The organism is Inquilinus sp. YAF38, assembly GCF_052113205.1.
In the GTDB taxonomy this organism is placed as follows: Bacteria; Pseudomonadota; Alphaproteobacteria; order DSM-16000; family Inquilinaceae; genus Inquilinus.
In genome coordinates, this window is record NZ_JBFRCU010000031.1 from 1 (window position 1) to 16424 (window position 16424).

General features: G+C 69.6%; 23 protein-coding genes. 10 read left to right on the forward strand and 13 right to left on the reverse strand.

Translation table 11 applies throughout. The annotated features are described in order from the left end of the window. Window positions 1–417, forward strand: a 417-nt coding sequence (locus AB4Z01_RS15895) for a DUF3734 domain-containing protein (RefSeq protein WP_441695214.1), incomplete at its 5' end; no start/stop codon positions are given. Between the two features lie 45 nt (window positions 418–462). Continuing rightward, window positions 463–1191, forward strand: a complete 729-nt coding sequence (locus AB4Z01_RS15900) for an MOSC domain-containing protein (protein ID WP_441695217.1) — start codon at window positions 463–465, stop codon at window positions 1189–1191. 16 nt (window positions 1192–1207) lie between these two features. On the opposite strand, the gene AB4Z01_RS15905 is transcribed toward AB4Z01_RS15900, so the two are convergent. Together AB4Z01_RS15905 and AB4Z01_RS15910 are read right to left on the reverse strand one after the other, a co-directional pair. Next, window positions 1208–2104 (reverse strand): MBL fold metallo-hydrolase, encoded by an 897-nt coding sequence (locus AB4Z01_RS15905; protein ID WP_441695220.1) that lies wholly within the window; start codon window positions 2102–2104, stop codon window positions 1208–1210. Window positions 2105–2137: 33 nt separating this feature from the next. Continuing rightward, window positions 2138–2794 (reverse strand): DsbA family protein, encoded by a 657-nt coding sequence (locus AB4Z01_RS15910; protein WP_441695223.1) that lies wholly within the window; start codon window positions 2792–2794, stop codon window positions 2138–2140. A 92-nt stretch (window positions 2795–2886) separates the two neighbouring features. Here AB4Z01_RS15910 and AB4Z01_RS15915 point away from each other — a divergent pair, with 92 nt between their 5' ends. Beyond that, window positions 2887–3858: a LysR family transcriptional regulator gene (locus AB4Z01_RS15915; RefSeq protein ID WP_441695226.1), complete on the forward strand. Its 972-nt coding sequence runs from the start codon at window positions 2887–2889 to the stop codon at window positions 3856–3858. Here AB4Z01_RS15915 and AB4Z01_RS15920 read toward each other — a convergent pair. After that, complete coding sequence (locus tag AB4Z01_RS15920) at window positions 3818–4900, reverse strand: ATP-dependent 6-phosphofructokinase (protein ID WP_441695228.1); 1083 nt, start codon at window positions 4898–4900, stop codon at window positions 3818–3820. The two genes, AB4Z01_RS15915 and AB4Z01_RS15920, sit on opposite strands and share 41 nt — an antisense overlap. A gap of 185 nt (window positions 4901–5085) precedes the next feature. On the opposite strand from AB4Z01_RS15920, the gene AB4Z01_RS15925 reads away from it, so the two are divergent. From AB4Z01_RS15925 to AB4Z01_RS15935, 3 genes are read left to right on the forward strand one after another with little or no spacing between them, the layout of a single operon-like run. Beyond that, window positions 5086–5286: a YdcH family protein gene (locus AB4Z01_RS15925; RefSeq protein ID WP_342241837.1), complete on the forward strand. Its 201-nt coding sequence runs from the start codon at window positions 5086–5088 to the stop codon at window positions 5284–5286. 21 nt (window positions 5287–5307) lie between these two features. Beyond that, the gene (gene purE, locus AB4Z01_RS15930) at window positions 5308–5808 is read left to right on the forward strand and encodes a 5-(carboxyamino)imidazole ribonucleotide mutase (RefSeq protein ID WP_441695231.1); all 501 of its coding nucleotides are present in this window, start codon (window positions 5308–5310) and stop codon (window positions 5806–5808) included. Continuing rightward, a complete protein-coding gene (locus tag AB4Z01_RS15935; protein ID WP_441695234.1) occupies window positions 5805–6908 on the forward strand; it encodes a 5-(carboxyamino)imidazole ribonucleotide synthase in 1104 nt (367 codons plus the stop codon). Before purE ends, AB4Z01_RS15935 begins: the two co-directional genes overlap by 4 nt. A gap of 12 nt (window positions 6909–6920) precedes the next feature. Here the strand turns inward: AB4Z01_RS15935 and AB4Z01_RS15940 are convergent, their stop codons facing one another. From AB4Z01_RS15940 to AB4Z01_RS15955, 4 genes are all read right to left on the reverse strand, one after another. Further along, window positions 6921–7211: a helix-turn-helix domain-containing protein gene (locus AB4Z01_RS15940; RefSeq protein ID WP_441695237.1), complete on the reverse strand. Its 291-nt coding sequence runs from the start codon at window positions 7209–7211 to the stop codon at window positions 6921–6923. Further along, on the reverse strand, window positions 7211–7582 hold the full coding sequence (locus AB4Z01_RS15945) for a type II toxin-antitoxin system RelE/ParE family toxin (protein ID WP_441695240.1): 372 nt from the start codon (window positions 7580–7582) through the stop codon (window positions 7211–7213). The genes AB4Z01_RS15940 and AB4Z01_RS15945 overlap by 1 nt, the downstream gene beginning before the upstream one ends. A 114-nt stretch (window positions 7583–7696) precedes the next feature. Then, window positions 7697–8254, reverse strand: a complete 558-nt coding sequence (locus tag AB4Z01_RS15950; RefSeq protein WP_441695243.1) for a dihydrofolate reductase family protein — start codon at window positions 8252–8254, stop codon at window positions 7697–7699. Between the two features lie 16 nt (window positions 8255–8270). Beyond that, on the reverse strand, window positions 8271–9137 hold the full coding sequence (locus AB4Z01_RS15955) for a LysR substrate-binding domain-containing protein (RefSeq protein WP_441695246.1): 867 nt from the start codon (window positions 9135–9137) through the stop codon (window positions 8271–8273). Window positions 9138–9230: 93 nt separating this feature from the next. On the opposite strand from AB4Z01_RS15955, the gene tmpA reads away from it, so the two are divergent. Further along, window positions 9231–10385, forward strand: a complete 1155-nt coding sequence (tmpA, locus tag AB4Z01_RS15960) for a 2-trimethylaminoethylphosphonate dioxygenase (RefSeq protein WP_441695247.1) — start codon at window positions 9231–9233, stop codon at window positions 10383–10385. Then, complete coding sequence (locus AB4Z01_RS15965) at window positions 10382–10930, forward strand: HD domain-containing protein (protein WP_441695249.1); 549 nt, start codon at window positions 10382–10384, stop codon at window positions 10928–10930. Before tmpA ends, AB4Z01_RS15965 begins: the two co-directional genes overlap by 4 nt. On the opposite strand, the gene AB4Z01_RS15970 is transcribed toward AB4Z01_RS15965, so the two are convergent. The 5 genes from AB4Z01_RS15970 to AB4Z01_RS15990 form a co-directional block, all read right to left on the reverse strand. Then, entirely contained in the window at window positions 10927–11313 is a 387-nt protein-coding gene (locus AB4Z01_RS15970; protein WP_441695251.1) for a RidA family protein, read from the reverse strand. The genes AB4Z01_RS15965 and AB4Z01_RS15970 overlap by 4 nt on opposite strands. A 21-nt stretch (window positions 11314–11334) precedes the next feature. Next, on the reverse strand, window positions 11335–11718 hold the full coding sequence (locus tag AB4Z01_RS15975) for a nitrile hydratase accessory protein (protein ID WP_441695254.1): 384 nt from the start codon (window positions 11716–11718) through the stop codon (window positions 11335–11337). Next, window positions 11705–12364: a nitrile hydratase subunit beta gene (gene nthB / locus AB4Z01_RS15980; protein WP_441695257.1), complete on the reverse strand. Its 660-nt coding sequence runs from the start codon at window positions 12362–12364 to the stop codon at window positions 11705–11707. The genes AB4Z01_RS15975 and nthB overlap by 14 nt, the downstream gene beginning before the upstream one ends. Beyond that, window positions 12361–12996, reverse strand: a complete 636-nt coding sequence (gene nthA / locus AB4Z01_RS15985; RefSeq protein WP_441695258.1) for a nitrile hydratase subunit alpha — start codon at window positions 12994–12996, stop codon at window positions 12361–12363. The genes nthB and nthA overlap by 4 nt, the downstream gene beginning before the upstream one ends. A gap of 110 nt (window positions 12997–13106) precedes the next feature. Then, a complete protein-coding gene (locus AB4Z01_RS15990; protein ID WP_441695260.1) occupies window positions 13107–14168 on the reverse strand; it encodes an SDR family oxidoreductase in 1062 nt (353 codons plus the stop codon). Window positions 14169–14344: 176 nt separating this feature from the next. On the opposite strand from AB4Z01_RS15990, the gene fumC reads away from it, so the two are divergent. Beyond that, window positions 14345–15748, forward strand: a complete 1404-nt coding sequence (fumC, locus tag AB4Z01_RS15995; RefSeq protein ID WP_441695263.1) for a class II fumarate hydratase — start codon at window positions 14345–14347, stop codon at window positions 15746–15748. A gap of 20 nt (window positions 15749–15768) precedes the next feature. Next, window positions 15769–15990 (forward strand): ribbon-helix-helix domain-containing protein, encoded by a 222-nt coding sequence (locus AB4Z01_RS16000; RefSeq protein WP_186002796.1) that lies wholly within the window; start codon window positions 15769–15771, stop codon window positions 15988–15990. A 51-nt stretch (window positions 15991–16041) separates the two neighbouring features. Here the strand turns inward: AB4Z01_RS16000 and AB4Z01_RS16005 are convergent, their stop codons facing one another. Continuing rightward, window positions 16042–16359, reverse strand: a complete 318-nt coding sequence (locus AB4Z01_RS16005) for a hypothetical protein (protein WP_441695266.1) — start codon at window positions 16357–16359, stop codon at window positions 16042–16044. Window positions 16360–16424: the final 65 nt, after the last annotated feature.

A 16424-nucleotide genomic window follows, 5' to 3' on the forward strand; every position in this document is an offset into this window, starting at 1 on the left:
GCCAAGGGCCGGATGCCGGACGACCTGATGGAGGTGTCGAGCCGGCAGAAGGACATCCAGTATTCCAGCCGGACCCGCGCCATCACCACCTACATGATGCAGATGCAGAAGATGCGCCGGGCGCTGCAGCGGGTGATGGACCGGCTGCCGGAGGACGCCAGGTCGGACCCGGAGATGCAGGAGATCGCCGAGCTGGCCTGCGAGCGCGCCTACAACATCATCCAGCTGATCTATCAGACGAAGACCTATGAGGGCCATTCCAAGGACTATGAGTTCGGGCTGGACGCGATGCGCGAGCACTGGCAGAGCGGCCTCGACGACATCCGCCGCACCCTGGCCGATCCACGCCGGCTGGACCGGCCGTCGGCGGAGCAGGACGGCGTGGTCAGCCACGACGTGCACCGGCAGGACCGGTAGCGGTCCACCACCGCATCCGCGATAATGCCGGCGGATGGCAGGGGGATGATGATGGACGGACGGGTCGCGGCGCTGTGGCGCTATCCGGTCAGCTCGCTCGGCGGCGAGCCGCTGGAGGCCTGCGCCGTCGATGCCACCGGCCTGGCCGGCGACCGGGCCTGGGGCCTGGCCGACCGCGACAGCGGCGAGACCGCCTTCCCGGAGAGCAAGCGCCGCTGGCGCCCGGCGCCGCAGATCCGGGCCCGCGACGGCGAAGACGGGCTATGGCTCGATTTCCCGGACGGCAGCAGCCTGCCGGCCGAGGCCGCCGGCGACGCCTTGGCCGCGCATTTCGGCTTTCCCGTGCTGGTGCGGCCGCATGCGCCTGATGCGGCCGAGACCGCCATGGCCGGGCCGCTGAAGCCGCGCTACGAGCGCCACCCGATCCACATCCTGACCACCGCCTCGCTGGCAGCGCTGCTGGCGATCCTGCCGGACAGCGCGATTGACGAGCGCCGGTTCCGGCCGAACCTGGTGCTGGACCTGCCCGACGCCGAGGGCTTCGCCGAGACCGGCTGGATCGGGCGGCTGGTGGCGATCGGCGAGGTGCGCATCCGCATCGTCGACCCCTGCGTGCGCTGCGCCTTCACCACCCTGGCCCAGGGCGGCCTGCCGCTGGACCCCGCGGTGCTGATGGCGGTGGCCAAGCGCAACGCCACCCATCTCGGCGTATTGTGCACGGTCGAGGCGCCGGGCGAGATCCGGGTCGGCGACCCGGCGCGGATACTGGATTAATCGTCAAGCAGGCGCCTCAGCCCCACCGCATCTCGCCCTTGACCACCTTGGCGCCGAGTTCGAGCGAGGAGACGTCCGCGAGGTCCGGAAAGCGGTCCTTCATGGCGGCGACCAGCGCCGCGCTGTCTTTGGCCTTCCCCGCCGCCTCGTTGAAGGTCACGAGATAGTCGCGCGTGAACCGCACCGCCTCGACACCCTGCGGGGCGCCTTCGACCTGATGCCCGGGCACAACAATCTTCGGTTTGCGCGCCGCGATCGCGTCGAGCGCCTCGATCCAGGCAATGCGGGACTCGAGTGTTGCCGTATCCGCCACCCAGACGTGGATGCCGGAACCGACGAGCACGCCGCCGAACACCGCCTGCAAGCCCGGGACCCACAGATAGCGCCGGTCGTGCATGCCAGGCACCTCGACGATCTCGATGCGGCGGCCTTCGAGATCGAGCGCAGCGGCATCGGACGCCACCGGGACTACGACATCGGCCAGCGACTGCGGGCCGTTGTCCCCAAGCTGGGGCCCCCAGACCTTGAGCTTGGCTTCGACACTCGCCCGGATCGCCTCGACCGTCACGGGCCTGGCGATCACCTTCGCGGACGGAAATGCGTCCACGATCGGGCGCAGGCTGAAATAATAGTCCGGATCGCTGCAGCTGACGAAGACGGTGGTGAGTCTCTTGCCCGTCGCCTTGATCGCCTCGGCGAGCTTGCGTCCGTCTGATAGGTTGAAGCCGCCATCGATCAGGATCGCGTCCCTGGCCCCGGACAGGAGCACGGGCGTGCGGCGGAAGCCGGCTGCATTCGCCTGAAAGAAGCGCCAGGAGAGCTTGCCGTCGGCCGCCTTGGCGGCGCCGAGAGGCGCGAGCACAGCCACGCCGAGCGTCGCGGCCAGCTTCAGGGTGTCGCGTCTATCGAGCATGTGGGTCCCTTCCGGGGTGGAGGCCGAGCGAGTTCACGCCGCCTGCAGATGGGAGAGAAGATTGTCGACGCTGCCGAACAGGGCAGCGGATCCAAGCAGGCGAGCGCCGCGGCGACCGTCGACGAGAAGCGCCGGAACCCCTTGGGCATCGAAGCTGGCCAGCAATTCCCGACCCCGGTCGGTGCGAATGCGATTGGCGGCGACGAGTTCGTCGTCGGGCGCCGCCGCGATGCGTTCGACCGCGGCGCCGAAGCCGGATTTCCCCAATATCCCTGCCAGGGACGCGGGCGCGGTGATGTCGAGGCCGTCGACATAGCGGGCGTGCTGGATGGCCTTCAGGGCGTCGAATTCGCGATCGGCTTCCGCCAGCGACACGGCGGTCAGAGCGAGAGTCGCGGGGCCTGAATCGAGCAGCCCGCCGGAGGCCTCCAGCACCTCTCGCTTATAGGTTTCGGAGAAGGGTTGCCCCGTCAGCCGCGCGATCCGCTGGTCGTTCGACCAGGCATAGGCGGCAAAGCCCTTGTCCATCGGCCTTGCGCCGGCACCCGAGAACAGACCGGTGGGGATCAGTTCGATCGAGATGCCGGTGTCGCGCAGGTGCCCGAGCATCGGCGAAGCGCCATAGCACCAGCCGCAGAGCGGATCGAACAGATAGGCAACGGTCCCGAAGGAACGAATGGCTTCCGGCATTGCGATCTCCTTGCCGGCGACTATGCCRATTTGCCATCAGTCAAAAAATCCTCAACAATCAGACAGAGTGTCCGATTTGATAAGACAATCTTGTGGCAGAGCTTCTGAATCTCAATCGCCTCGCCTTCTTCGCGGCCGTGATCGAAGCCGGGTCCTTCACGGCCGCGGGTGACCGGCTGGGCGTCGCCAAGGCCGTCGTCAGCCATCAGGTTGGAAAGCTCGAGGAGGAACTCGGCGTGACACTGCTGATGCGGACCACCCGACGGGTCCGGGCGACCGAAGCCGGTCGTTTCTTCTACGACCGCTGCGCCGTGATCCTGCGGGACGCCGAATCGGCCTTCGCGGAGACATCCAGAAGCGCCGCTGTCCCGACGGGCACGCTGACCATCACGGCCCCCGTCGACTATGGCGCGGCGGTGGTCGCCCCCGCCATCACACTCTTCATGGAGCGCTATTCCCATATGCGGGTCGAGGCGTCCTTCGATGACGATGTCGCCGACCTCTTGGCGGAGCCGATCGATGTCGCGATCCGCGTCGGCTGGCTCACCGATTCCGGCAATCAGGCGCAGCAACTCGGCACATTCGCACAGCACCTCGTCTGTTCCCCCGCATTCGCCCGTCGCCTGCCGCCACGGCTGGATCCGAAGACGGTCGAGGGCCTGCCATGGATCGCCAACAATGCCCTGAAGACGCCGCTGCGCTGGCTGTTCTCACGGGGCGAGTGGGAGAAGACGACCATCGAGGCGCGGGCGTCGGTCTCGGCCGACAAAACGCCGACGGTGCACGCCTGCGTTCTCGCCGGCGCGGGGGTCTCGGTGCTTCCGGATTTCCTGGTCGCGGGCAACATCGCGGCGGGCCGCCTCGTCCGTCTCCTGCCCGACTGGACCCTGCCGGCCGGCGGCATCCATGTCGTCTATCCGGCCGCCCGTTTCCGGCCGGCCAAGGTCAGGCTGTTCGTCGACCTCATGAAGCGGTTGGAACGGGCACGAAGCCGACCGGAACCCCGGAGCTCCGGCCTGACGGCTAGTCCCCCAGGCAGATCCCCAGCGCCCGGGCGGTCTTGAGCAGCGGGTCGCCGTGCTTGATGTCCTGGTATTCGGCGATCGCGTCCTGCAGCGGCACGTCGATCACCCGCCGGTCGGACCAGGCGACCAGACGGTCGAACTTGCCCTCGGCGATCAGGTCGACCGCATGCGCCCCGAAAGCCGAGGCGATCAGCCGGTCGCGCCAGCTGGGCATCGAGCCGCGCTGGACATGGCCCAGCACCGTCACCCGCGTCTCCGCCCCCGTGCTGTCGGCGATCTTGAAGGCGACGTAGTCGCCGATGCCGCCGAAGCGCTTCTCGCCGCCGTGGTAGTCCTTGTGCACCTTGGTGCCGTCGGCCGTCTTCACCGCCTCGGACACCACCACCAGCGCGAAGTTGCGGCCGGACTTGCGCACCTCGCGGATCTTGTGGGCCACGGAATCGATCGAGAACGGGATCTCCGGGATCAGGATGACGTCGGCGCCGCCGGCGATGCCGGCCGCCAGTGCGATGTGGCCGGCGTCGCGGCCCATCACCTCCAGCACCATCACCCGGGCGTGGCTGGCGGCGGTCGGCTGCAGCCGGTCCAGCGCCTCGGTCGCCACCGCCACCGCGGTGTCGAAGCCGACGGAGACCTCGGTCAGGCCGACATCGTTGTCGATCGTCTTCGGGATGCCGACATAGTTGAAGCCGCCCTGCTGCGCCAGGCGCCGCAGGATCTGATGGCTGCCGTCGCCGCCGACGCCGATCAGCGCGTCGAGGCCGAGTTCGTGATAGCCGCCGATGATCTCGACCGACCGGTCCTTCAGCGTGCCGTCGGCCATCGGGAAGGCGAAGGGGTCGCCCTTGTTGGTGGTGCCGAGGATGGTGCCGCCCTGGCGCATCACCGCGGTCGTCATCTTGTCCGGCGTCAGCACCTCGTAGCGCAGCGGCCGGGACAGCAGGCCGGAGGTGCCCTCCTTGATCCCGATCACGGTCCAGCCGAGCCCGTCGGCCCGGCACACCGCCGCGCGGATCACCGCATTGAGCCCGGCGCAATCGCCGCCGCTGGTCAGAATCCCGATGCGCTTCTCGCCCGCCATGCCGTGCTTCGGTCCCGCTCCCCGGTTGCAGTTCTTCCTTGTACCGGGAAGCGGCCGGTGCTGTAAGAGCCCGATGCGCCGCCGGGGCGTCACCCCCGCGTCAAACGCGTTCCGGTCGGGCTGCTCCCTTTGGTATGATCGGGCGCCGTTGAACCCGGGACCCGCAGGAAAGGCCGTTTGAGGGAATGATCGACATCGAGTCGATGCAGGAGAAGCTGGCCGCTTTGCGGGTCGAGCACCGCGACCTCGACGAGATCATTGACCGGCTGACCGCGGATGGTCCCGTCAACCAGCTTCAGATCCAGCGCTTGAAGAAACGCAAGCTGCTGCTCAAGGATCAGATCACGATGATCGAGAGCAGGCTGCTGCCCGACATCATCGCCTAGACCCCGAGGACCTTCCGACCGATGGCCGAACCTGCCGCCGCGCCGCCTGTGGCGATCATCATGGGCAGCCAGTCCGACTGGGAGACCATGCACCACGCCGCCGAGACCCTGTCGCTGCTGGGCATCGGCCATGAGGCGCGGATCGTCTCCGCCCACCGCACGCCGGAACGGCTCTACGATTTCGCCCGCGAGGCGCGCGGCCGCGGCGTCAAGGTGATCATCGCCGGTGCCGGCGGCGCCGCCCATCTGCCGGGCATGGCGGCGGCGATGACGCCGCTGCCGGTGCTGGGCGTGCCGGTCGAGAGCAAGGCGCTGAAAGGCATGGACAGCCTGCTGTCGATCGTGCAGATGCCGGGCGGCATCCCGGTCGGCACGCTGGCGATTGGGCGGGCCGGGGCGATCAACGCGGCGCTGCTGGCCGCCGCGATCCTGGCGCTGAGCGACCCCGCCGTCGCCGATGCGCTCGACGATTGGCGGAAGCGCCAGACCGAGGCCGTGGCCGAGCACCCGAAGGACGAATGAGCAGCACCGTTCCCCCCCTCCCGCCTGGCCCCCTGCCCCCTGGAAGCGTCATCGGCATGCTCGGCGGCGGTCAGCTCGGCCGCATGACCGCCCTGGCGGCCGCCCGCCTCGGCTATCGCACCCATGTGCTGTGCCCGGACCCGGACAGCCCCTGCGCCCAGGTGACCGACCGGTCGACCCTGTCTTCCTACACCGATCACGCGGCTCTGGACGCCTTCGCCGCCCAGGTCGATGTCGTCACCTACGAGTTCGAGAACGTCCCCTACGAGACCGTGCTGCACCTGGCCGCCCGCGTGCCGGTGCGGCCGGGGCCGGACGGGCTGGCGGTGTGCCAGGACCGGGTGGCGGAGAAGGATTTCGCCAACCGCCACGGCATCGGCACCGCGCCCTGGCGCGCCGTGGGCTCGGCCGAGGAGCTGGCGGCGGCGGTGGCTGCGATCGGCACGCCGTCGGTGCTGAAGACCCGGCGCGAGGGCTATGACGGCAAGGGCCAGGCGGTGATCCGCGACCCCGCCGATGCCGCCGCGGCCTGGGACAGGCTCGGCGGCCGGCCGGCCATCCTCGAGGGCTTCGTCGACTTCGCCCGTGAGCTGTCGGTGATCGCCGCCCGCGGCGTCGACGGGTCGGTGGTCTGCTACCCCGCGGTCGAGAACCGGCACCGCGACCATATCCTGTCGGAGACGATCGCCCCGGCCCCCGGCCTGGCGCCGCAGCGCGCCGCCGAGGCGGAGGAGATCGCCCGCACGCTGATCACGGCGCTGGACATGGTCGGCCTGCTGGCGGTGGAGCTGTTCGAGGCGCGCGATGGCGGCCTGCTGGTCAACGAGCTGGCGCCGCGGCCGCACAATTCCGGTCACTGGACCCAGGATGCCTGCGCCTGCGACCAGTTCGAGCAGCTGGTCCGCGCCGTCTGCGGCCTGAAGCTGGGGTCGACCGGGCGCCACTCCGACGCGGTGATGCAGAACCTGATCGGCGACGACGTGCTGCGCTGGCCGGAGTTCCTGGCCGAGCCCGGCGCGAAGCTGCATCTCTACGGCAAGGGCGCCCCGCGCCCCGGCCGCAAGATGGGCCATGTCAACCGGCTGGTGCCGAAGGGCTGAGACCGGCTGCCTTCACGCCGCGGACAGCGCACGTTCGACCGCCTCCGGTTCCTTCTCGATCACCTTCAGGAAGGCGCGGGTCGCCGGCTCCGGCACTTTCCGATGCTGTTCCCAGTCGCGGACGGCCGAGACCGAAAAGCCGAACTTGGCGGCGAAGGCGGACTGTGACAGGCCCAGCCGCTTGCGGATCGCCGAGACATCGACATCGGGAACAGCGATCGTCCGGGCGGCTTCGGCGCGCCCTTCGGCAATCGCCAGCGCTTCCCTGGCGCTCTCGACCAGGTCCTGCCCGAATTTCGACATCACGGATTCCTCGTCTTCGCAACATTGGCCGGCCTGCCGGCCCGATAGGCTTCGGCGATTCGCGGCAGGATCTTCGCCAGTTCGTTCCGTTCCGCCTTTGACAGATTGGCCCGCTCCGACTTGTCGACCAAGCCCAGCAGGAACAGCGGCACATCATCTCCGGCATAGTAGTGGATCGTCCGGAACCCCCCGCTCTTGCCCCCGCCTTGGCGGGCAAAGCGGACTTTGCGGGCGCCTCCGGTTCCCGCCATGAGCGAGCCGCCGGTCGGGTGGAGGGCGAGCCATGAGGCGATTTGGAGAATATCCTCCTCGGACAGACCTGCTGCTGCCGCCTGGCGCTCGAAAGTCGGGGTGGCCAGGACGCCATGCATGCTTCTAAAGATACGGCCGAGCAGTAGTTTCGTCGACTCAATTCATGCCGTCCGCGGCGTCCGGAGACCGAAGCTTTCCGATCATTGTCCCGGCCAAGTCGCCGGCACGCCTGCTCATGAAGGTACGAACGCGGTGGCCTTCGCGACCGGTGCATATTCGATGGCCAGGATGCCATTGCTGAAACGCGCGGCCGAGACCAGCTCGAGCCTGTGCTGCTCACCGGGCGGAAAAAACGGCTTCCCCTGACCGAGGGCCAACGGATACGTGAGAAGCCGGATGCGGTCGACGAGGCCATGCCGCAGCAACTCCTGCGCCACGCTGATGCTGCCATGGACATAGATGTTGCCGCCCTCGCCTTGCTTCAGCGTCCTGACGGCGTCCGGTAAGGCGCCCTTCAGCAGCTCGGCCGGCTTCCAGTCGAGGTCTTGCAACGTCGTCGACGCAACGTATTTCGGCAGCGCGTTGAACCTGTCGGCGAAGTCTCCGGTTTCGCTGGGCCAGGAGCCGGCGAAGATCTGGTAGGTCATACGCCCCAGGAGCATGGCGCCGCTGTCCGCGAGCTCGTCGTTCTTGAACTGATCCATTTCGGCATTCCAGGGCACGCCCGTCAGTCTTTCGACCTCGGCGATGCCGTCGGCGCTGATGAACTCCGTGACGATGACCTTCCTCATCTCACCCTCCCTGGTCTCAGGCGGTGGCCGCCACCGCCAGCTCGATGAAGGCGCGGATCGCCGGGAAGCGGCGGCGGTCGCGCTGGCAAAGCACATATTCGTCGGTGTGCCAGGCGCAGTTAGCCAGTGGCCGGACTGCGATGCGCGGATCGGGCCGGATCTCGCCGGCGGAGATGAAGCCGAGGCCGAGGCCCAGCGCCACCGCCTCCTGCACCGCCTCGCGGCCGGTGACCTCGAACACGGCGGCGGGCGCGATCTCCGCCTCGGCCAGGCCGCGCTCGACCGTGCGCCGGGTCATCGACCCGGCCTCGCGCATCACCAGCCGCTGCCCGGCCAGCGCAATAACCGAGACCTCATCACCCGCCGCCAGCCGATGGCCGGCCGGCAGCATCAGTCGCACCGGATCGCGGTACAGCGGCACGATGTGGAAGCGCGGATCGACCGGCGGGTTGGACAGCAGCGCCACATCCAGCCGCGCCTCCGACAGATCCTCCAGCACCGCCCCGGCATTGCCGATCGACAGCCGGATCTCGACCTGCGGATGGCGGCGGTCGAACTCGGCGATCAGCGGCATCACGTAGTACGGGCTGTCGGCGCCGAGCTGCAGCAGGCCGCGGGCCAGTTGGGCCGATCCCTCCAGCAGCGTCGCCGCCTCCTGCTCAGTGTCGAACAGCCGGGTGGTCAGCTGGAACAGCCGCCGCCCCATCTCGGTCGGCTGCACCCGGCGCGAGCTGCGCTCGAACAGCAGCACGCCGTAGCGCTCCTCCAGCGCCTTCACCGATTGCGACAGGGTCGGCTGGGTCAGCCCCAGCGTGCGCGCCGCCAGGGTGAAGCTGGCCTGAGTGGCGACCGCGTGGAAGGCCCGCAGCTGCATCAAGTTCATCGGCATGGCCTATAGATAGCATGGAGAACGCGTATTGGATTTATGCACGAGGACGGCGCAGCGTCGATCTCAGCCACCCCTGCCGAGGCCGCCATGCCAACTGCCGTCGCCGCCCCGCCCGCCATCGATGACACGGCCCGGATCGTTGCGCTTGCCCACAGCGCCGACCGGTTGACGATCCGCTGGTCGGATGGACGCGAGAGCCCCTATCCCGCGATCTGGCTGGCCGACAACCGTCCCGACCGCCGCGACCGGCCGGACGGGCAGCGCCTGTTCGACGCCATCGACCTGCCGGACGGGATTGCCATCCGGGCAGCCGCCCTCGTCGACGGGTCGGTCGAGATCGACCTCGCCGGCTTCGAGACGCCGGCGCGCTTCGAGGCTGCCTGGCTGCGCGCCCATGCGCTGGACCCGGCCTCCCGTGCCGAACGCCAGCGGCGCCCGACGCTGTGGGACGCGTCGCTCGCCACCGCGCTACCCACCAGCGACTATGCCGCGGTCGCCAGCGACGGCGCCGCCCGCGCCGCTTGGCTGCGCCAGGCTTATGACCATGGTTTCGCCCTGCTGCGCGGCGTGCCGGCCGAGCCTGGCATGGTGTGCGCAGTGGTCGAGCTGTTCGGCTTCGTCCGCGAGACCAATTACGGCCGGCTGTTCGACGTGGTGGCGGTGGACAAGCCGCAGAACCTGGCCTTCACCGCCCTGTCGCTGGGCAACCACACCGACAACCCGTATCGCGATCCGGTGCCGCAACTGCAGCTGCTGCATTGCCTGGAGGCGGCATCCGAGGGCGGCGAGTCGGTGGTGGTCGATGGCTTCGCGGCGGCCGAGAGGCTGCGGCGCGAGGCGCCGGACGCCTTCGCCCTGCTGACGCGGCGGGCCGTGCCGTTCCGCTATGTCGAGCCCGGCCGGGTCGACCTGCGCGCCAAGGCGCCGCTGATCGAGCTGGATGCCGATGGCGACGTGGCGGCGGTGCGCTACAACAACCGCTCGATCGCGCCCTTCGACCTGAACCCGGACGAGGTCGAGGCCTACTACGACGCCTATCGCCGCTTCGGCCGGCTGCTGCATGACCCGGAGCTGACGGTCGGCTTCCGCCTGGCGCCGGGCGACCTGTTCATCGTCGACAACCGGCGGGTGCTGCACGGCCGCCGCGGCTTTTCCGCCGGGCGCCGCTGGCTGCAGGGCTGCTACACCGACACGGACGGCCTGACCAGCACCCTGTTCAGCCTGGAGGAGGCTTCCAGATGAGCCAGACTCTGCATCCCTTGCTGGCCGAGATCGAAGCCCTGTTCGCCGCCCATGGTCACAACACCTATGGCGAAGGCGTGACCATGCAGGCGCATGGCCTGCAGGCCGCCGCCCTGGCCGAGCACGAAGGCGCGTCCGACGTGCTGGTGGTGGCCGCCCTGCTGCACGACGTCGGCCATTTCCTGGAGCTGGCCGACGACGCCTTCGGCTATCACAAGCATGACGGCGCCGGCGGCGATTGGCTGGCCGCCCGCTTCGGCCCGGAGGTCAGCGAGCCGGTCCGCCTGCACGTCGCCGCCAAGCGCTATCTCTGCGCCGTCGAGCCGAGCTACCTGGACGTGCTGTCCGCCGCCTCGGTCCACTCGCTCGGCAAGCAGGGCGGTCCGATGAGCGCCGCGGAGGTGGCCGAGTTCGCCCGCCACCCCCATGTCGAGGCCGCGGTGCGGCTGCGGCGCTGGGACGATGGCGGCAAGGTCGACGGGCTGAAGGTCAGCGCCGTCGCCGACTACCGCGACCGCATCCTCAAGGTGGCGAAGGCGGGTTAAGCCGCCGCGACCGCCTGGATCTCGACCAGCAGGCTGGGCACCGCCAGGCCGGCGACGACCACCAGGGTCGAGGCCGTGGCGTAGCCGCCCAGGCGCCGCTCGCGCACCGTGCGGTACAGCGGCACCAGGTCAGGCCGGGTGATGAAGCCGTCGACCTTGACCAAGTCGGTCACCGCCATGCCGGCATCCGCCAGCACGGCGAACAGGTTGTCCCAGGCCAGCTCGAACTGGCGCTCGGCATCATCGGGGATGGTGCCGTCCGGCGTGGCGCCGACCTGGCCGGAGATGTGCAGCCAGCGGGCGCCGGCCGGGGCCGAGGCACCATGGCTGTAGCGGGAGAACGGCGCGGCGACGCCGGCCGGGTTGTGCAGCTGGATGGTCATGGGTCTTCCCCTGGTGTCGGTTCAGTGGCCGGACAGCGGATCGTTCTCGAGCAGGATCGGGGCGCCATGAGGCGTGGCCCGGGCGGCGCGGTCCCAGGCATTCTTGCGCCGGCCCAGCGCCTCGGCATCGGCGACGCCCTTGGCCAGCACCAGGCGCTCCAGCGCCGCCATCCAGTGCTCGTAGTAGCGGCTGCCGCCGTCGGGGTCGCCGGCGGCCTGGGCGATCTCCGCCGCCAGCGCCGCTGCCCATTCCGGCCAGGTGAAGATGCCGCGCTGGTGCAACGCCACCGCCATGGCGAAGGCCTGGGCCTGCCAGGGCTCGGCGAAGACCGGCCCGTCGGCGTCGTGCGGCGGCAGCGGTGCGGCGCCGTCCAGGGCCGCGATCACCGCCTCATGCCGGCTCAAGATAGCCCTCCCAGGCGTCGATCGAGACGGTCAGGGTCGGGTCGGCGGCCTCGCCCCACAGCTCTCTCCCGTCGAAGCGCACGGTGTAGAGCCATTGCGGGCTCTCGCCGCGGCCATGGGCGTTGCTGTCCGGCAGCACGAAGACGCCGTGCACACGCTCGATCTCGCCCGCCTTGCCGCGGGCGTAGCGCGGCAGCCGGGTGTGGCCGGCGGGATGCTCGTTGCGGGTCAGCACCAGTTCGCCGACGGCAAAACGTGCCGGCGCCGCCTCCGGCCGCTGGTAGTTGCTGCCGCGCGCCAGCGTCGCGGCCACTTGGTCGGCCCGCAGAACCTTCTGGCCCGGCACCGGCGGGTCGATCGCGCGGCCGGCCTTCAGCTCCGCCGCCGAGACCAGGCCGGCGCCCTGCAGCAGCTTCTCCAGCCCCTTGGTCCAGATCTCGTAATAGCTCGAGGACAGGTAATCCGCCGGGTGCAGCGTCTCGCGCGCATGCCGGCTGACATCGATGTTCCAGCGGCCCAGGCCACCCGCCGCCAAGGTGAGGGCGAGCGCCCGCTTCTCCCAGTCGGCATGGAAGCGGAGATCCTCCGGCTCCGGCACCACCGGACCGAAGCCCATCATGCCGCCGAGATCCTGGGCGCCGTTCATCGGGCGTCTCCGGGCTCGCGGGCCAGCCCGGCGCCGATCATGCTGTCGCGGGTGACGAGATCAGCCAGCGCCTCCTCGTCCCAACCCTCGGTGCCGGCCGGGCGCATCGGGATCACCAGGTAGCGGGTCTCGGCGGTCGAGTCCCAGACCCGGATCCGGGTCTCGGCCGGCAGGGTGACGCCGAAATCGGCCAGCACGCCGCGCGGGTCGATCACCGCGCGCGAGCGGTAGGGCGCCGATTTGTACCAGACCGGCGGCAGCCCCAGCACCGGCCAGGGATAGCAGGAGCACAGGGTGCAGACGACGAGGTTATGGGTGTCGGGCGTGTTCTCGACCGCGATCATGTGCTCGCCCTGGCGGCCGACGAAGCCGAACTCGGCGATCGCGGCGCTGGCATCGGCCTGAAGGCGCTCGCGATAGGCCGGGTCGGCCCAGGCCTTGGCCACCACCCGGGCGCCGTTGCGCGGGCCGATCTTGGTCTCGTAGGTCTCGATCAGCACGTCGAGCGCGGCGGGGTCGACATAGCCCTTCTCGACCAGGATCGATTCCAGCGCCTTCACCCGCAGCGCGATCTCGGGCAGCGCGCTACCCTCGTGGTCATGGTCATGGTCGTGATGATGATGGTCGGACATGGGCGTGTTCCGCTGCATCGGATCCGCCGAAGGCCGGCGGGGGCCGGATGCGCCACAATGCCGGGTTCGGGCCGCGCGGTCGAGCGGTTGATCCGCGCGGCCCGCCCTCCTCAGGGAATCAGCCGGTCGCGCCGCAGCTGCTCGAACAGGTCGAAGAAGGCGTCGTCGGTCGGCTGATAAGCGGTGAAGCCGAGCCGGCGGCTCTTCGACATGTCGGTCACCACCTCGATCGGCCGGCCGAGATCGGCATCGGTGTGCCAGGGCGAAACCAGCCGCCCGATCTCGGGCTCGGCCAGGCCGTGGCGTTCCGCGATGTCGCGCCACGCAGCCGCATCATCGGCCATCTGCTGCTCCAGCGGCCGCACCACGCCGTCGAAGGGCTCGGCGTCGAGGCCGAACCAGCCGGCGATCCGGCCCCACATCCAGCTCCAGCGGAAAATGTCGCCATTGACCACGTTGAACGCCTGGTCGGCCGCGGCCGGGGTGGTCGCCGCCCACAGCAGGTGCCGGGCCAGCAGCCGCGCATCGGTCATGTCGGTCAGCCCGTCCCACTGCGCCGCCACGCCGGGGAAGCGGAACGGCCGCCCGGTCTCGCGGCACAGGGTCGCGTAGACGGCCAGGGTCGTTCCCATGTTCATGGCGTTGCCGACCGCCTTGCCGATGACGGTGTGCGGGCGGTGCACGCTCCAGCGGAAGCCGTCGCGCGCGGCGGCGGCGAACACCTCATCCTCCTGCGCGTAATAGAAGTTCTCGATGTCGAGCCGGCCCTGCTCCTCGCGGAACGGGGTCTGCGGCAGGGCGCCTTTCCCATAAGCCTCGAACGGCCCGAGATAGTGCTTGAGGCCGGTGACCAGCGCGACATGGCGGACCGAGCCGGCGGGCCGCAGCGCGTCCAGCAGGTTGCGGACCATGGCGGCGTTGACACGGATGTTCTCCGCCTCGGTCGGCTGCCGCAGCCAGCTGGCGATGACGACGACGGAGGGCGCCGCGTCGTGCAGGGCCTGCGACAGCGAGGCCGGGTCCAGCAGGTCGGCGGCCACGGGCGTGACGCCGGGCAGGTCGGGTGGCCGGCGCGCGAGGCCGGCGACGCCCCAGCCCCCCTCGGCCAGCAGGGCAGCGGTGGCGCTGCCGACGATGCCGCCGGCGCCGACGATCAGGGCGGATTGGGTCATGCGAGTCCTCGGGTTGCCGAGATGATCTGGGCATGCCGCCTGTCCCGATCCAGACCGCACCCCGGAATGACGCACCCGCGGGGCGGGTGGCGAACGGCCGCCGGGCGCTACCGCCTCCGGCACATTCGTGCTAGCAAACCGGCCAGCCGAAAACTGACAGCAACCGGAGCCTTTCGATGGCCGCCGAAACCGCATTCCGCACCGAGACCGACAGCCTGGGCGCCGTCGAGGTGCCGGCCGACCGCTACTGGGGCGCGCAGACCCAGCGTAGCCTGCAGAACTTCAAGATCGGCGGCGAGCGCATGCCGGACCCGCTGGTGCGGGCGCTGGGCATCCAGAAGAAGGCCTCGGCCCTGGCCAATGTCGCGCTCGGCGAGCTCGACGCGACGGTCGGCAACGCCATTGTCGCCGCGGCGGAGGAGGTGATCGACGGCACCCTGGCCGACCATTTCCCGCTGGTGGTGTGGCAGACCGGGTCCGGCACCCAGACCAACATGAACGCCAATGAGGTGATCTCGAACCGCGCCATCGAGATCCTGGGCGGCGAGATCGGCTCGAAGAAGCCGGTGCATCCGAACGACCACGTCAATCGCGGCCAGTCCTCGAATGACAGCTTCCCGACGGTGATGCACATCGCCGCGGTCGAGCAGATCGGCCACGAACTGCTGCCAAGCCTGGAGCATCTGCACCGCGCGCTGGCCGCCAAGTCGGCCGAGTTCAAGGACATCGTCAAGATCGGCCGCACCCATCTGCAGGATGCGACGCCGCTGACGCTGGGCCAGGAGTTCTCCGGCTATGCCCGCCAGATCGAGCTGGGCATCGCCCGGGTCAAGGGCTGCCTGCCGCATCTGCTGGACCTCGCCCAGGGCGGTACCGCCGTCGGCAGCGGGCTGAACGCCAAGGAGGGCTTCGCCGAGGCCTTCGCGGCGCATGTCGCCAGCATCACCGGCTTCCCGTTCAAGACGGCGCCGAACAAGTTCGAGGCGCTGGCCGCGCATGATGCCTGCGTCGAGGCCTCGGGCGTGATGAACACCCTGGCCGTGTCGCTGATGAAGATCGCCAACGACATCCGCATGCTCGGCTCCGGCCCGCGCTGCGGCATCGGCGAGATCCATCTGCCGGAGAACGAGCCCGGGTCGTCGATCATGCCGGGCAAGGTCAACCCGACCCAGTCCGAGGCGATGACCATGGTCTGCACCCAGGTCATGGGCAACCACGTCACCATCACCATCGCCGGCTCGAACGGCCATTTCGAGCTGAACGTGTTCAAGCCGGTGATCATCTACAACCTGCTGCAGTCGATCCGCCTCTTGGCCGATGCCTGCCGCAGCTTCACCGACAACTGCGTCGTCGGCATCGAGGCCCGCACCGACCGGATCGAGCAGCTGCTGCACGAATCGCTGATGCTGGTGACGGCGCTGAACCCGCATATCGGCTACGACAACGCCGCCAAGGTGGCGAAGAAGGCGCATGCCGAGAACACCACGCTGAAGCAGGCGGCGATCGCGCTGGGCCTGCTGACCGCCGAGCAGTTCGACCAGTGGGTGCGGCCGGAAACCATGGTCGGCCCGAGCGCCTGACCGACGTCGTTGAGACGGGGGTGAGCGGCGTCCGCAAGCGGTCGGTCAGCATCGCCGGCCACGCCACCAGCGTGTCGCTGGAGCCGGCCTTCTGGGACGCCCTCACCCGCCTGGCCGCCGCGCGCGGCCTGCCGGTCAACCGCCTGGTCGAGGCGGTCGACGCCGCCCGCGACCCGGACGGCAACCTGTCCAGCGCGCTGAGGACCGCGGTCCTTCAGGCAGCGCTGGCGCGGGAGATCTGAAAAAAGGCCCCGGCCGATCGGCCGGGGCTTTTCCTCATCGGGCGGGCGGGATCAGCCGCCGCACTKCGCGGAATAACCTTGCTGACCAGTGGCGACCTGCTGGTCGAGCTGCTGGAGCTGTGCGTCGGTCAGCTTCAGATCGGCCTGGCATCCCTTGTACATGCCGACGAGCTTCTGGGTCTCGTCCATGACCTCTTTCATGGCCGGGCACTGCTCGGACTGCGGGGCCTGGGCCTGCAGCTTGGCCATCAGGCCCTGGCTCAGCGTGGTGACCTTCTGGGCCTGGGCCTGGGCGTCTTCGGTGCACCCGGCAAAGGCGGGCGAGGCCGCGAGGGTGACAATGGCGGCGGCGAGAACAATGCGCTTCACGAAAAACTCCTTGGGCTTTCTGGACGAGCCGCTCCGGACCGAGCCGGAGCGGTGTCCGGGAAACC